The sequence below is a fragment of the Arthrobacter sp. SD1074B genome (assembly GCF_056780195.1).
Genome location: NZ_JBRAZT010000001.1, coordinates 2,165,160 through 2,177,705, shown reverse-complemented (window position 1 = coordinate 2,177,705; position 12,546 = coordinate 2,165,160). Strand labels below are relative to the sequence as shown.

The 12,546-nt window shown below is 68.6% G+C and carries 17 protein-coding genes; 4 read left to right on the top strand and 13 right to left on the bottom strand.

Going from position 1 to position 12,546, the window contains the following annotated elements; genetic code table 11:
- Window positions 1-28 precede the first annotated feature (28 nt).
- From ACUYM2_RS10055 to ACUYM2_RS10030, 6 genes are all read right to left on the bottom strand, one after another.
- A complete protein-coding gene (locus tag ACUYM2_RS10055; RefSeq protein ID WP_481599929.1) occupies window positions 29-1,186 on the bottom strand; it encodes a cation:proton antiporter in 1,158 nt (385 codons plus the stop codon).
- Complete coding sequence (locus ACUYM2_RS10050; RefSeq protein WP_481599928.1) at window positions 1,183-2,187, bottom strand: sensor histidine kinase; 1,005 nt, start codon at window positions 2,185-2,187, stop codon at window positions 1,183-1,185. Before ACUYM2_RS10050 ends, ACUYM2_RS10055 begins: the two co-directional genes overlap by 4 nt.
- 8 nt (window positions 2,188-2,195) lie before the next feature.
- The gene (locus tag ACUYM2_RS10045; protein WP_481599927.1) at window positions 2,196-2,870 is read right to left on the bottom strand and encodes a response regulator transcription factor; all 675 of its coding nucleotides are present in this window, start codon (window positions 2,868-2,870) and stop codon (window positions 2,196-2,198) included.
- A gap of 5 nt (window positions 2,871-2,875) precedes the next feature.
- Window positions 2,876-3,631 (bottom strand): VTT domain-containing protein, encoded by a 756-nt coding sequence (locus tag ACUYM2_RS10040; protein WP_481599926.1) that lies wholly within the window; start codon window positions 3,629-3,631, stop codon window positions 2,876-2,878.
- Between the two features lie 4 nt (window positions 3,632-3,635).
- On the bottom strand, window positions 3,636-4,397 hold the full coding sequence (locus tag ACUYM2_RS10035; RefSeq protein ID WP_481599925.1) for a phosphatase PAP2 family protein: 762 nt from the start codon (window positions 4,395-4,397) through the stop codon (window positions 3,636-3,638).
- Window positions 4,398-4,524: 127 nt separating this feature from the next.
- Window positions 4,525-5,232 (bottom strand): endonuclease/exonuclease/phosphatase family protein, encoded by a 708-nt coding sequence (locus tag ACUYM2_RS10030; RefSeq protein WP_481601463.1) that lies wholly within the window; start codon window positions 5,230-5,232, stop codon window positions 4,525-4,527.
- Window positions 5,233-5,465: 233 nt separating this feature from the next.
- Here ACUYM2_RS10030 and ACUYM2_RS10025 point away from each other — a divergent pair, with 233 nt between their 5' ends.
- Complete coding sequence (locus tag ACUYM2_RS10025) at window positions 5,466-6,269, top strand: thioesterase family protein (RefSeq protein ID WP_481599924.1); 804 nt, start codon at window positions 5,466-5,468, stop codon at window positions 6,267-6,269.
- A gap of 28 nt (window positions 6,270-6,297) precedes the next feature.
- On the opposite strand, the gene ACUYM2_RS10020 is transcribed toward ACUYM2_RS10025, so the two are convergent.
- Window positions 6,298-6,681 carry a DUF2177 family protein gene (locus ACUYM2_RS10020; RefSeq protein ID WP_346960719.1) on the bottom strand — a complete coding sequence of 128 codons (384 nt, stop codon included), beginning with the start codon at window positions 6,679-6,681 and terminating at the stop codon, window positions 6,298-6,300.
- A 16-nt stretch (window positions 6,682-6,697) separates the two neighbouring features.
- On the opposite strand from ACUYM2_RS10020, the gene ACUYM2_RS10015 reads away from it, so the two are divergent.
- Window positions 6,698-7,447, top strand: coding sequence for a lipoate--protein ligase family protein (locus tag ACUYM2_RS10015; RefSeq protein WP_481601462.1), 750 nt, complete (start codon window positions 6,698-6,700; stop codon window positions 7,445-7,447).
- Between the two features lie 8 nt (window positions 7,448-7,455).
- Here ACUYM2_RS10015 and ACUYM2_RS10010 read toward each other — a convergent pair whose 3' ends face one another.
- The 4 genes from ACUYM2_RS10010 to ACUYM2_RS09995 all read right to left on the bottom strand — a co-directional run bounded on the left by ACUYM2_RS10010 (window position 7,456) and on the right by ACUYM2_RS09995 (window position 10,258).
- The gene (locus ACUYM2_RS10010; RefSeq protein ID WP_481599923.1) at window positions 7,456-7,962 is read right to left on the bottom strand and encodes a DinB family protein; all 507 of its coding nucleotides are present in this window, start codon (window positions 7,960-7,962) and stop codon (window positions 7,456-7,458) included.
- A gap of 211 nt (window positions 7,963-8,173) precedes the next feature.
- On the bottom strand, window positions 8,174-8,806 hold the full coding sequence (locus ACUYM2_RS10005; RefSeq protein ID WP_481599922.1) for an MBL fold metallo-hydrolase: 633 nt from the start codon (window positions 8,804-8,806) through the stop codon (window positions 8,174-8,176).
- Window positions 8,803-9,888, bottom strand: coding sequence for an S-(hydroxymethyl)mycothiol dehydrogenase (locus tag ACUYM2_RS10000; RefSeq protein ID WP_481599921.1), 1,086 nt, complete (start codon window positions 9,886-9,888; stop codon window positions 8,803-8,805). Before ACUYM2_RS10000 ends, ACUYM2_RS10005 begins: the two co-directional genes overlap by 4 nt.
- 112 nt (window positions 9,889-10,000) lie before the next feature.
- Window positions 10,001-10,258: a mycoredoxin gene (locus ACUYM2_RS09995; protein ID WP_024367105.1), complete on the bottom strand. Its 258-nt coding sequence runs from the start codon at window positions 10,256-10,258 to the stop codon at window positions 10,001-10,003.
- A gap of 208 nt (window positions 10,259-10,466) precedes the next feature.
- On the opposite strand from ACUYM2_RS09995, the gene ACUYM2_RS09990 reads away from it, so the two are divergent.
- Window positions 10,467-11,261 (top strand): SOS response-associated peptidase, encoded by a 795-nt coding sequence (locus ACUYM2_RS09990; protein ID WP_481599920.1) that lies wholly within the window; start codon window positions 10,467-10,469, stop codon window positions 11,259-11,261.
- Here ACUYM2_RS09990 and ACUYM2_RS09985 read toward each other — a convergent pair.
- Window positions 11,251-11,673, bottom strand: coding sequence for a VOC family protein (locus ACUYM2_RS09985; RefSeq protein ID WP_481599919.1), 423 nt, complete (start codon window positions 11,671-11,673; stop codon window positions 11,251-11,253). The genes ACUYM2_RS09990 and ACUYM2_RS09985 overlap by 11 nt on opposite strands.
- A 14-nt stretch (window positions 11,674-11,687) precedes the next feature.
- On the opposite strand from ACUYM2_RS09985, the gene ACUYM2_RS09980 reads away from it, so the two are divergent.
- On the top strand, window positions 11,688-12,014 hold the full coding sequence (locus tag ACUYM2_RS09980; RefSeq protein ID WP_481599918.1) for a chorismate mutase: 327 nt from the start codon (window positions 11,688-11,690) through the stop codon (window positions 12,012-12,014).
- Window positions 12,015-12,048: 34 nt separating this feature from the next.
- On the opposite strand, the gene ACUYM2_RS09975 is transcribed toward ACUYM2_RS09980, so the two are convergent.
- Window positions 12,049-12,435: a hypothetical protein gene (locus ACUYM2_RS09975; protein WP_481599917.1), complete on the bottom strand. Its 387-nt coding sequence runs from the start codon at window positions 12,433-12,435 to the stop codon at window positions 12,049-12,051.
- Window positions 12,436-12,546 lie beyond the last annotated feature (111 nt).

Sequence of the window (12,546 nt, the reverse complement as noted above, 5' to 3'; positions counted from 1 at the left end):
TTCCCTCGAGCCCCTCCGTGCGGCACTTTCAGCGGTTGGCGTTGCCGGCATCGGGCGGTTGGGCGAAGGCCTTGCCGGCCCGCGATCCGGCGGCAGCACTGGCGGCCATCGTGACCACCGCCCCCAGGAGCAGCGCGGCGTCTTCTCCCGGCAGCAGCACGTGGAGCTGCGTGCCGATGCTGGCAGCTGCCACCGGTACGCCCAGTTGGGCCGCCGAGAGGACACCCAGCGGCAGCGGGAGGCCCACCGCCCGCAGGGCGGCATGGAGCAGTACGGCCCCGGTCCCCAGGGCCAGCCCCAGCACCACCATGTCCGGGTGGCCGGCGAGGTCGCGCAGGTTCAAGGAGGCGCCCAGCCACACAAAAAAGACGGGGCCGAGGAAGCCGTCGCTGACGGCGAAGAGTTGCCGAGCCAGGCGTCTCGGTTCGCCGACGGCCGCTACCACCAGGCCGAACGAGAAGCCGGCCAGCATGACGGAAACGTGGCCAAAACTGGCCAATGCGGCCAGCGCAAAGAGCAAGGCCAGCTGGATCCGCAGTTCGAGGGCGAATTTCCGTTCCTCGGAGAGGCGGTGCATGCGCTGGCGGGTGCCGCTGCGTTCCAGCGAACGCAGCGCGAGGAAGAGCGCCACGGCCGCTGCCCCCACTGCGAGCGCCCCGACGGCGGCGCGGCCGGCGTTCGGCGGGTCCACGGCCAGGGGCAATGCGACGATGCAGGCGATGTCGGCGAGGGCCACCTGGGCTGTCATGGCGGTCACCTGGGGTCCGCCCAGGCGCAGGGAGTCGACGATCGGAAGGACCAGTGCGGCGGATGAGGAGGCCAGCAGCACCACGTAGAGCGGTGCATGACCGGTGCCGAAGGCCAGGCCCATGCCGGTTCCGACCACCACAGCCGCACCGGCCGCCAGCGCTGCCCGGCTCAGGCCCTTCCCCAGCGCCGTGCGGATCAGGGGATCCCTCACCGGCACATGCGTTCCGGCGACGAACATCATCAACGCGAAGCCGATGTTCGCCAGCAGGCTGAAGGTGTGGTCATCCGGATCGACCAGCCCGAGCCCGGTCCGCCCGATCAGCACACCCGCCAGCAGTTCCCCCAGGACCACCGGCAGGCGCCAGCGCACCGGCAGTGCGAGCAGGGGTCCGGCCAGAGCCACCACGGCGATCAGCGCCAGGGACAGGAATGTCACCGCGCGCCGGTCCCGGCCGCGGGCAGGACGATCCGCATGAGCGTTCCGTCGGCCCCGGTCCGGGCCACCTCGACCGAACCGCCCGCCGCCATGGCAATCTCACGCACCAGGGACAGCCCGATGCCGAACCCCCGCTCTCCCCGGGCCCCGTCCGGGCTGGCGGTCCTGACGAACCGGTCGAAAATCCGGTCCCGGTCCACGCCGGTGATCCCGGGACCGGTATCCGCGACGCCGATGATGGCCTGGTCATCCTGCGCAGCAGTTGAAATCGTGACCCGGCCGCCGGGCGGCGTGTGGGCCAGCGCGTTGTCCGCCAGCGCCAGCACGGCCCGGCGCAGGGCGTTCGGCTCAATCCTGGCCCGCGGCCGGGCTGTGGCGGCGAACTCCAGCGCGACGTCGTTTTCCCCCGCCAGTTGCTGCAGGCTCTCGGCGACGGAAGCGGCGACGTCGGCCAGCTCCACAGGCTCGGTCCCGGGATCCGGGGCGGCCGCCGTCGCGGCCAGCAACAGTTCGTTGACGATTCCGGTCAGCGTGGCCGCATCCTCGCGGATCCTGGCCAGGTTCCGCCCCGGCCGGGAATCCGGGACGACGTCGCGCTGTGCGAGCTGGATCCGGGTGTCCAGGATGGCCAGTGGTGTGCGCAGCTCATGGCTGGCATCCTGGACAAACCGGCGCTGCCGGGCCAGCGCCTCTCCCAGCGGGCGGATGGCGCTGCGCGCACTGAGCCAGCCGACGAGGCCGGCCAACACGATGCCCGCTGCTCCGGCAACGATCATTGCCTCCAGCAGGTCCCTGGAATCCAGATAGGCGTACGTCCCGGCAGCTGCGGGGGGTGGCAGCTCCGGCTGCGCCAGTTTGTTCATCAGATAGACGGCGGCGACGGCGAGGAGGCAGAACACCATCACAGCACAGGCGGCGGTGACCCGCACGGCCACCTTCAGGGAGGCCTTGCGGAGGGTGGACTGGTCCGGCGTGCCGCCCGGCAGCGATCCCTTAGTCATGTTCTCCCTTAGTCACGGGCGTCGCCGATCTGATAGCCGACACCATGCACGGTGCGGATCACCGACCTGGAGATTTTCCGGCGGAGGTGGTGGACATAAGTATCGATCACGCCGGGCTGGTCCGTGGGGTGGAAGAAGCTGGCGAGCAGTTCGATGCGGGTGAAGACCCTGCCGGGGTCGGCGGCAAGGGCAGCAAGCACTTCGGCTTCCTTTGCCGTCAGGGAAACCCGGCCGCCGTAGATGGAGCGGACCGAGCGCGACGCCGGGTCGAGCTCCCAGTCGCCGAGGCTCACGGTCGCGGCCGGCAAGGTGTAGGTGCGCGTCAGGGCGCGCAACCGCGCGGCCAGTTCGCCGGCGTCGAACGGCTTGGTCACATAGTCATTGGCGCCCGCGTCCAGTCCCCGTACTTTCTCGTCCGGGGCGCCCAGCGCCGTCAGGATCAGGATGGGTGTGGAGATGCCCTTGGACCGCAGGGCCGCGATCACGGCGATCCCGTCCAGCACGGGCAGCCCGCGGTCGATGACCATCACATCCCAGGCCTCCGTCAGCCCCAGCCGGAGCCCGTCCTGCCCGTTGGCGACCAGCCGGACCCGGTAGTCCCGCTCCAGCAGTTCGGCGATGAGTGGGCCCAGGACGGGGTCGTCTTCGACGAGCAGCAGGGACGGGCCGTCAGGGAGTGTCATGCCGCCTATTCTTCCGCGGCCGGTTCCCCCGCCGGTACGCGGTCGGCCGTGTCGTGGCCGGTTCCGCCGGCCACGGCGTCGCCGGTCCCGGCGGCGGCGCCGCGGTGGCGTCGCCGGCGCCTGAGGAACTGAATTGCCCCGGGCAGGACGGAGGCAAGGACCATCACCACGGCGATGACGTCAATGTTCTTGGCGATGATCTCGTAGTGGCCCAGCCAGGTGCCCAGCAAGATGACCGACGTCGCCCAGGCCAGGGCTCCGACGATGTTCCAGAGGGTGAACGACCGGTACCCGTAGCGGCCGATGCCGGCGGTCAGTGGTGCGAACGTCCTGACCATCGGCACGAACCGGGCCAGCACGACGGCGGCCCCGCCGTGGCGGCGGAAGAAGTCCTCCGTAGTGGCCAGGTGGGCCGTCTTCAGCACCTTGGCATCATCTTTGAACCAGCGCCGCCCGAAAGTGCGCCCCAGCATGTAGCCGACCTGGTCTCCGGCGACCGCCGCTGCGGTGACGATGCCGATCAATACCGGCAGCGTCAGCTGCAGCTGCTGGTGCAGGAGTCCGGCCGTAAAGAGCAACGAATCACCCGGCAGGAACGGGAAGAGTAGCCCGGATTCGACGAACACCATGGCGGCGATGACGCCCAGCGCGGCAGGCCCCAGTCCTGCGAGCAGGCTGGCCGGGTCCAGCAGGGAGGGGGTTCCGGCCGCGGCCGCCAGGGCCGGGACCAGTCCCGGGATAGGGATGCTGTGCACAGTCACGTCCTCAGGATCGGTTCGAACGCGGGATTGAGCCGGACGGCAGGCGTTCCACCAGTCTGGGCGCGAAACGGTTCCACATGCCGGCGAGCAGGACCACCGAGGCGCCTGCGGCGAGGAAGGAAGCGGCGACGTCGGTGGGGTAATGAACCCCGACATACAGCCTCGACCAGGCCACAACGAGCGCCAGGGCTGCGCCGGCGAGGGCGGCGGCCTTTGCCCAGCGGGTACCCCGGGCCAGGAAATACAGCGCGAAGGCGAGTGCGGCGGCGAAGGAGACGTGGCCGCTGGGGAAGCTGTTGGAACCGGTCTCCGGGGCGAGCGGATCGAAGAGCAGCTTCGGGTCGGGCCGTTGCCGGCCGATCAAGAGCTTAAAGGCTTCACTGGCCACCCAGCCGGAGCAGGCCGCCAAGCCGAAAGCCACGGCCCTGACCAGGTCGCGGCGGATCAGCCAGAGGTACGTGGCGATGGCGCCGATCAGCGCCAGGCCGGCCACCGGGCCGAAGAGTACGTTGATGCCCATCGCCACGGCGGTCAGCGCCGCGGCGTGCTGCCGGCTCAGGCTTTGGTCCACGCCCAGCTCAGCGGCGGTATCGCCGGGTACCAGCTGCACCGCCAGTCCCAGCCCGATGACGGCAGCGCAGAGCAGGGTGCCGGCCGGCAGCCAGTGCCGGAGCTGGGGGAGGGCCCAGAACCGTGGCGGGGCAGCAGGGCGCTCCCCGGCTGGGCGGGGTGTTGCACTGCGGTGGTCAGGGGCGGGTCCAGCCAATGGAGTCCTCCGGTTTAGGGTGATAACGCGGAAACGCGTCGTCACCCACTCTTCCCTGAGCCCCTTAAGAAACGCTTAAGAACCGGCCCGCTCGTCCGTCGGGCGGTGGAAGCCGGCCAGGCGGCGGTCAGCCCGGCGTGGCCTCGCCGGGCATCCCCGGGGCGTCCTGGCCGTACTCCGCGGAGATGAGGATGGGCAGGTGGTCGGACGCGCCGCGCGGCAGCGTTTCGACGTTTTCGATCATGAGGCCCTGGGAGGTGGCGAAGTCGAAGTGGCCCTTGAAGACCTTGTACCGCGTGTAGGTCCGCCGGTCGCTGAGCGAGAGCTCGTAGCCGGCGTCCTTCATCTGCTCGGTGAGGTACTTGGTGAAGAACGGGTAGTTGAAGTCTCCCACCATCAGCGTCATCAGCCCGCCGCCCATGCTCAGCAGTTCCGCATGCGCGGCGTGGATCTGGTTCCGGCGCAGCGAGTTCGACGCTGTCAGGGGCGCCGCGTGGAAGGACGCGATGACGAGGTCGTGGTCCGTCTCGTTGTCGACCACTCTGGTGCCGATGAGGCGCTCGTGGGCCGGCGCAAGCACCCGGTCGTGCAGCGACTTCTTCAGCGCGAACGTCTTGGTCTCGTACGCGGTGAAACGGTCCTTGCGGTAGTAGATGGCTAGGCCCAGGCGGTTGCCCCGCGTGGCGTCGGCGAGGTGGAGGTCGCCGATGCTCTCGGGCAGGTCTTCCGTGTCGCACTCCTGGAGGCAGAGCGCATCAATCTCGTAGCCGCTGGCCAGGGCCGTCAGTTCGCCGCTGGCCTTGTGTTTGCGGAGGTTGTAGCTGATAACTCGGATCAGGGGGAGCACCTCTTCGCAGAATAGTGGGGGTAAACCTGATCCCGAGTCTACCCAGTCGTGCGGAACTGATGGGAACAATGCGGGCCGGGGAGTGCCCGTGCCGCCCCCGGGGGCGGTGCCGTTCCGGCGCCGCCCCCGGTGGCCCCGCCGGAACGGCACGCTGAAGCTGCGGCGGCCGCAAGCGATAGGGTGGGTGGGATTCTCTGAACGATGCTGCGAAAGGGTCGACGTTGACTGCAGAACTACCGGTGCTGGCCGAAGGCGATTTTTACTACGAAATGCTGGGGGACGGGCGGTTCCGCTCCACCATCCACGCCCAGGGTGCCTGGAACGCGCACGAGCAGCACATGGCGCCGGCGTCAGGCATCATGGCCGACGCCCTGGCCCGGCACGAACCGCGGGACGACATGCGGATGGCGCGGATCAGCTACGAGATCCTGGGCCTTATCCCCGGCGGCGAGTTTGAGGTCACCACCACCACGCTGCGCCCCGGACGGACCATCGAACTGCTGCAGGCCGAACTCGTGGCCGGCGGCCGCGTGGCCATCCGGGCGACGGCCTGGCGGATCATCACCTCCGATACCTCCGCCATTGCCGCCTTCGAAGACCCCCGGATCCCCGCCCCGGAAGACTGCGAGCCCTACGACGCCGCCGCCGTCTGGCCCGGCGGCTACATCGCCTCGCTCACAATGCGGATCGCCGAGGGCCACCGGGCCGGGTCCGGGACCGTCTGGCTGCACACCGACCACCCGCTCACGGACCGGGCCGACAGCAGCGACCTGGCCCGGCTGATTGGGCTGGTGGACACGGCCAACGGGATTGCCGCGCGGGTTCCGCCGGGCAAGGGCAGCTACGCCTTCCCCAACCTGGACCTGCAGATCCACATGTACCGGCGGCCGGAAGGGGAGTGGCTGGGACTGGACAACGAGGTCTCGTTCGGCACGGACGGCATCGGCCTGACCTCCACGGTGCTGCATGACCTGCAGGGTCCCTTCGGGCGGGCCGAGCAGATCCTGACGTTGCGCAAAAGCTAGTCAACGCAGAGGCAGGCCGGCCGGGCGGTCAGTGGAAGACAAGCCAGCCGACGGTAGTGGCCAGGCCGGTCAGGAACGCGCCCCACGCGATGTCCGCCACGACGATCGCCAGCGGCCAGTTCTTCAGCGTCGCGGCATTGGTGAGGTCGTAGGTCGCGTACGCGAAGCCGCCCAGCGCGGCGCCGTACCCCAGCGCGGTCAGCCAGCTGCCGCCGTCGAGCGCCGGGCGGAGGGCGAAAAAGACAATCCCGGCGATGTACAGCACGTAGAACACCACGGCGTACCCTAGATGGGGCTTGTCCGCCATCAGGTGGCCAAGGTGCCGGCGGTAGAACTTGTTCATCGACTTGAGCCAGACGGCGTCGATGGCGGCGAACGCAGCGGCTACCACCAGGAATTGCAGAATGAGCATAAGGGAGCATAACAAAATGCAGCAGGCCGCGGCCGGACCCCGCACCTTGACGGTGTTCCGGCAGGAGCACTCGCTCGGCGCCGCGGCAGACCTGGACCTCGCCCTGGAGCTGCTGCAGCGCGTGAAGACCGGCGCGCTGGGACCCATGCTGCGGCTTTACCGGCCCGCGCCCACCGTGGCCTTCGGCCAGCGCGACACGCACCTGCCCGGTTTCGACGCCGCCGCGCGGGCCTGCCGGGAACTCGGGTTCGAGCCGCTTGTCCGGAAAGCCGGAGGCCGGGCCGCCGCGTACCACGAGGGGACCCTGGTGATCGACCACCTGGAGCCGCACGCGGACGCGATCGCGGGTGCGAAGGGACGGTTCTCCTTCTTCGGCGAACTGCTGGCGCAAGCACTGCGCGACGCCGGCGTGGAGGCGGCCGTCGGAGAGATCCCCGGTGAGTACTGCCCGGGGGAGTTCAGCGTGCACGGGCAGGATCCGCAGGTACCGCAGCACCGGATCAAACTGATCGGCACCGCCCAGCGCGTGGTCTCCGGCGGCTGGCTGTTCAGCTCGGTGATCATCGTGGAGAACTCCGCGCCGATCAGGGCCGTGCTCGAGGCCAGCTACGCGGCGCTGGGCCTGGACTGGGACCCGGTGACGGCGGGCGCAGCCGATGACTTGGTGCCGGGCATGGACGTGGAGGCCGTCGAGGCGGCCGTGCTGGCCGCCTACGGGCGGTACGCAGCCCTGCAGAACGGGGACTTCGCCGACCTGCAGGGCTAGCGTCGGACTCAACTGTTGGTGCGCGCCGCGAGGAGCTGCTCGCGCAGGATGTCGGCGTGCCCGCAGTGCTGGGCGAGTTCCCGCAGCATGTGCAGATAGACCCACCTCAGGGGCAGCGGCCCGCGGCGGTTTCCGGTGACCGGCTCGTCCGGTCCCAGCGGCGCGGTGCGGCCGCGTGACTCCGCGCAGGCCAGCTGGTAGGCGGCCTGGACGCTTCCGATGCTGTCCCCGTCGTGCAGGACGAAGGATTCGTCCGGGGTCGCCGGTATGCCGATCTCCTGCCGGCTCCGGCGTGTGATGGCCTCGTCGAACCAGACCTTCTCCACGAACGTGGCGTGCTTGACCAGCCCCAGCAGCGTCGTGCGCGAGGGGACCAGGGAGGCCCGGGCCTCCTCCTCGCTCAATCCGTCCAGGCAGTCGTGCAGGGCGGCCCGGTGCTCGTCGAGGAATGCCTCGCATTGCGCCTTCAGATCCGCCGCAAAGATGCCCGGATCCATGCTCGGGAATGTGCTCATGGGCCCACAGCCTAGTACGGGAGTGCCGGGCGGCCGCAGTCCGATTCGGTCGGCTTACGGCCCCGGGCTTGGGAAGAGCTGGACCTGGTGGCCAACTGGCGCTCATTCCTCGCATCGCCGCAGAGATACCTGAGGCACATCTAGCCGAACGGAGACTGGCCCCGTCCGCGCATTGCGGACGGGGCCAGCACATGGCTGAACGGTTAGGGCGTCAGTGTCCCCGCTTGATCCATTCCTGCAGCTGCGGTGCCTCGGCGCCGATCGTCGTCGAATCGCCGTGTCCGGTGCGCACCACCGTGTCCGCGGGCAGCGTCAGCAGCCGGGATGTGATGGATTCGATGATGGTCGGGAAGTCGCTGAAGGACCGGCCGGTGGCGCCCGGGCCGCCCTGGAACAGCGTGTCGCCGGTGAAGACGGTGCCCTCGCTCTCCAGCTGGAAGCTGACCGAGCCGGGGGAGTGGCCCGGGGTGTGGAGGGCTACCAGCCGCGCGCCGGCGACGTCGAACGTCTCGCCGTCGTCGATGCCGTGGTCCGGCTCGGTTCCAGGGAAGACCCGCTCCCACAGCATCCAGTCTTCCCTGTTCAAGTAGACCGGTGCGTTGACCAGGCCGCGGAATTCGCCCACCGCGGCGATGTGGTCGTCATGGCCGTGGGTGAGCAGGATGGCTGTGACTTTCCGGCCGGCGACTCCCGCCGCGATGGCAGCGGCGTCGTGGGCCGGATCGATCACCACGCATTCGGCGTCATTGCCAACGATCCAGACGTTGTTGTCGACGTCCCAAGTGCCGCCGTCGAGCGAGAACGTGCCCGAAGTGACCAGCTGCTCAATCCGCAGGCCGCTCACAGTTCGACCACGGAACGCAGCACCGAGCCGGAATGCATCTTCTCGAAGGCTTCCTCGATTTGCTCGATCGTGATGCGCTCCGTGACGAAGGCGTCCAGGTCCAGCTTTCCCTGCCGGTAGAGGTCGATCAGCATTGGGAAGTCGCGGGAGGGCAGGCAGTCGCCGTACCAGGAGGACTTGAGCGATCCGCCGCGGCCGAAGACGTCCAGGAGCGGCAGTTCCAGGGTCATGTCGGGGCTGGGTACGCCCACCAGGACCACGGTGCCGGCGAGGTCGCGGGCGTAGAACGCCTGCTTGTACGTTTCCGGACGTCCGACGGCGTCAATGACCACATCGGCGCCGAAGCCGCCGGTCAGTTCGCGGATGGCCTCTACCGGGTCGACGGCGGAGGAGTCCACCGTGTGCGTGGCGCCGAGTTCCTTGGCACGTTCGAGCTTCTTCGGGTCGATGTCGACCGCGATCACGGTGGTGGCGCCAGCGAGTGCGGCACCGGCCACGGCCGCTACGCCCACGCCGCCACAGCCGATGACGGCGACGGAATCGCCGCGCTTGACGTTTCCGGTGTTGATGGCCGCGCCGATGCCGGCCATCACGCCGCAGCCCAGCAGGCCGATCGCGGCGGGGTCGGCGTCTGGGTCCACCTTGGTGCACTGGCCGGCGGCGACGAGGGTCTTCTCGGCAAAGGCACCGATGCCCAGCGCCGCGGTGAGTTCGGTGCCGTCCGCCAGCGTCATTTTTTGCGTGGCGTTGTGCGTGTTAAAGCAGTACTGCGGCTCGCCGCGGCGGCAGGCCCGGCATTCGCCGCAGACGGCGCGCCAGTTCAGCACCACCCGGTCACCGGGGGCGACCTCGGTGACGTCGGGGCCCACGGCGCTGACCACGCCGGTGGCCTCGTGGCCAAGCAGGAACGGGAAATCGTCGTTGATGGCGCCCTGCTTATAGTGCAGGTCGGTGTGGCAGACACCGCAGGTGAGGATATCGACCAGGGCCTCGCCGGGTCCGGGGTCCGGGACCAGGATGGTCTCCAGGGTGACGGGTGCGTTCTTGGAACGGACTACTGCGCCTTTGACTTCGTGGACCATGGGGCTGGCTCCTTTCAATACCGCTGCCTGGCGGAAGCGGCGCGGCGCGGGCTCCTGGGATTAGCCGGGAGTCCACGCCGCAAGTGGTTTGGGGGTGTCTTGAAACAGTCGGCTAGGCCGCGAGGCGGCTCTTGACCTCGGCCGCGGAGGGGTTGGTGGCGGCGGTGCCGTCCGGGAAGAGCACGGTGGGGACCGTGCGGTTGCCGCCGTTGAGCTTTTCCACGAGGTCCGCGGTGCCTTCAACTTCTTCGATGTTGATCTCGGTGTAACCAATGCCCTGGGCGTCCAGCTGCTTCTTCAGGCGGTTGCAGTAACCGCACCACGTTGTCGAAAACATGGTGATGGTGCCGGATTCGGGGGTGAAGTCCACGAAGTTCTCCTCAGGGCTCGTTGGCGGTGCTGGTTCAGAGCGCCGGTTGCTGACAAAAGTCGTACGTCACTCCCAATAACCGTAACCCGCAGCCCGCTATTCCCGCGGCGCGAGCCCGCATGTTTCCGGTTGCCCTGGCGGGCTGTGCCGGTTGCCCGGGCGGGCCGTGCCGGATGACAGGGTTGGGGTGCGGTGGCATGCTGGTGCCATGTGTGGACGCTACGTGATGGCCCGGGCCGTCGGAGACCTGCTGGCCGAGTTCGACGCCGAACTGGAAGAAGAGATCGTGATTCCGCCGTCCTGGAACGTCGCGCCGACCGCTGACGTGCCGATCCTGCTGGAGCGGCTGGTGGACGGGGCGCCGGTGCGGCAGCTGCATGTTGCCCGCTGGGGACTCGTGCCGTCCTGGGCCAAGGACCCCGGCATCGGGTCGAAGATGATCAACGCGCGCAGCGAGAGCGTACTGGAGAAGCCGGCGTTCCGGAAGGCCACCCGGTCCCGGCGCTGTGCCGTGCCGGCGGACGGCTACTACGAGTGGAAGGGCGAGGGCCGCGGCAAGCAGCCGTACTACGTGCACCCGAAGGACGAAAGACCGGTGGTGTTCGCCGGGCTCTATGAATGGTGGAAGGACCCGTCAAAGGCCGAAGGGGACCCGGAGCGCTGGCTGCTCTCGACGTCGATCCTGACCACCGATTCCCCGCCGGAGGGCTATGCGGACGGCATGCTGGCGGAACTGACGGCCTTGCACGACCGGGTCCCGCTGCCGATGGACCGGCAGACCATGGAGGCCTGGCTGGACCCGCAGGCCGGGGACGCCGCCGCCCTCGTGGGCCTGGTCCGGGCCGGCGCGCACGACGTCGCCGAGGGCTGGAGGATCGACGCCGTCGGCACGGCCGTCGGGAATGTCAAAAACGATTCCCCGGAGCTGATCGAGCCGGTCGGCAGCCTCTTCCAGGGCACGCGCGCGGAGCAAGGCCCGGGAAAGCGGGAGCCTAGACCGTAACCTTGCCGCCGTCGTCGACCGTCCAGGTGGGGTTGAAGGCGACCTCCCAGCGGAAGCCGTCCGGGTCGGCGAAGTAGCCGGTGTAGCCGCCCCACGGCTGGGTCCTGGGCGCGGCCACCACGGCGGCGCCGGCAGCCTCCGCCTGCAGCATTGTCTTGTCCACCGCGTCGGCGCTGCCCACGTTGTGGCTGAGGGTAATGCAGGGAACGCCGGCCGGGGGGTCGGTGGCCGCCTCGGCCTGCATCTGCCCCGCGTCCCAGAGGGAGAGGATGAGCCCGTGGTTGGCCTGCAGGAAGATGACCTCGCCGGGAACTTCCCGGTGGACGGGCCAGCCGAGGCCCTCAACGTAGAAGCTGCGCGAGGCATCAACGCTGCGGACACCCAATGAGATGAAGTCGACTCGTGGTTGCATCTTTCGATACTGTCATGGACATGTCCACACATCACCGTGACGCGAAAGACGCCCAGGCCGACAAGGAACAGCTCGCAGCCGTGCGGGTGGCCGTCGACGAAGTGGACGAGCAGATTGTCGCGCTGATCGGCCGGCGTGAACGGCTGATCCGGATCGCCGGCACCCTCAAGGCGGACAGCGCCGAGGTCCGCGCCCCCGGCCGGGTGGAGCGGGTCCTCGAACACGTCAAGGCCACGGCGGAGCAGAAGGACATCGACACTGGAATCGTCGAGCAGACCTACAAGGCCATGATCGACGCCTTCATCAGGCTCGAGCTGGACGTCTACAAAGCCAGCAGCTAAGGGCCGGAGCGGGTTCCCCTGGGCGACTTCCCGGCTAGAGCGACTCCTCGACCGGCACGTTGGCCTGGTAGTCCCGGCCCTCGCAGTCGCTGTACGCCGTCATCAGATGGCCCTTGGTCAACCCCATCACCGTGCTGAGCGGAAAGTTCCCCGTGATGGTGTTGCCGGAGTGTTCGACACCCTTGAGGTCAAAGTTCTCCTCCGTGCCGTCATGGCTGAAGCAGAAAAAGGACACGGCCTCGCCGTTCATGAACTCGATTTCCATCCGGCGCTGGTGCGAGTGGTCCGCAGTGGCGGCCACGAGGCCCACCACGTAGGCACCGGAACTCGGAATATTCCCGTCTATATCGAACGTCGCCACCAAGGTTGAATCCTTGGCGGCGATGCTGACGTGCTTCAGGAGTGCGCTGTGGGAGCTCATAGCTCAATCCTGCTACCTGCGCCTGCGTCCGTCCACCCCCATCTAGGTTTTGTCCCGGGCCCGGCGTAGACTTGAATTGTTCGAAGATATATTCGAATACTCATCAGGATC

Excerpts from the sequence above, each read along its gene's own strand:
- ACUYM2_RS09985 (WP_481599919.1), bottom strand. The coding sequence starts at position 11,673 with ATGCAACCACGAGTCGACTTCATCTCATTGGGTGTCCGCAGCGTTGAT.
- ACUYM2_RS10010 (WP_481599923.1), bottom strand. The coding sequence starts at position 7,962 with ATGAGCACATTCCCGAGCATGGATCCGGGCATCTTTGCGGCGGATCTG.
- ACUYM2_RS10015 (WP_481601462.1), top strand. The coding sequence starts at position 6,698 with ATGCAGCAGGCCGCGGCCGGACCCCGCACCTTGACGGTGTTCCGGCAG.
- ACUYM2_RS10050 (WP_481599928.1), bottom strand. The coding sequence starts at position 2,187 with ATGACTAAGGGATCGCTGCCGGGCGGCACGCCGGACCAGTCCACCCTC.
- ACUYM2_RS09990 (WP_481599920.1), top strand. The coding sequence starts at position 10,467 with ATGTGTGGACGCTACGTGATGGCCCGGGCCGTCGGAGACCTGCTGGCC.
- ACUYM2_RS09980 (WP_481599918.1), top strand. The coding sequence starts at position 11,688 with ATGGACATGTCCACACATCACCGTGACGCGAAAGACGCCCAGGCCGAC.
- ACUYM2_RS09975 (WP_481599917.1), bottom strand. The coding sequence starts at position 12,435 with ATGAGCTCCCACAGCGCACTCCTGAAGCACGTCAGCATCGCCGCCAAG.
- ACUYM2_RS10045 (WP_481599927.1), bottom strand. The coding sequence starts at position 2,870 with ATGACACTCCCTGACGGCCCGTCCCTGCTGCTCGTCGAAGACGACCCC.
- ACUYM2_RS10000 (WP_481599921.1), bottom strand. The coding sequence starts at position 9,888 with ATGGTCCACGAAGTCAAAGGCGCAGTAGTCCGTTCCAAGAACGCACCC.
- ACUYM2_RS10020 (WP_346960719.1), bottom strand. The coding sequence starts at position 6,681 with ATGCTCATTCTGCAATTCCTGGTGGTAGCCGCTGCGTTCGCCGCCATC.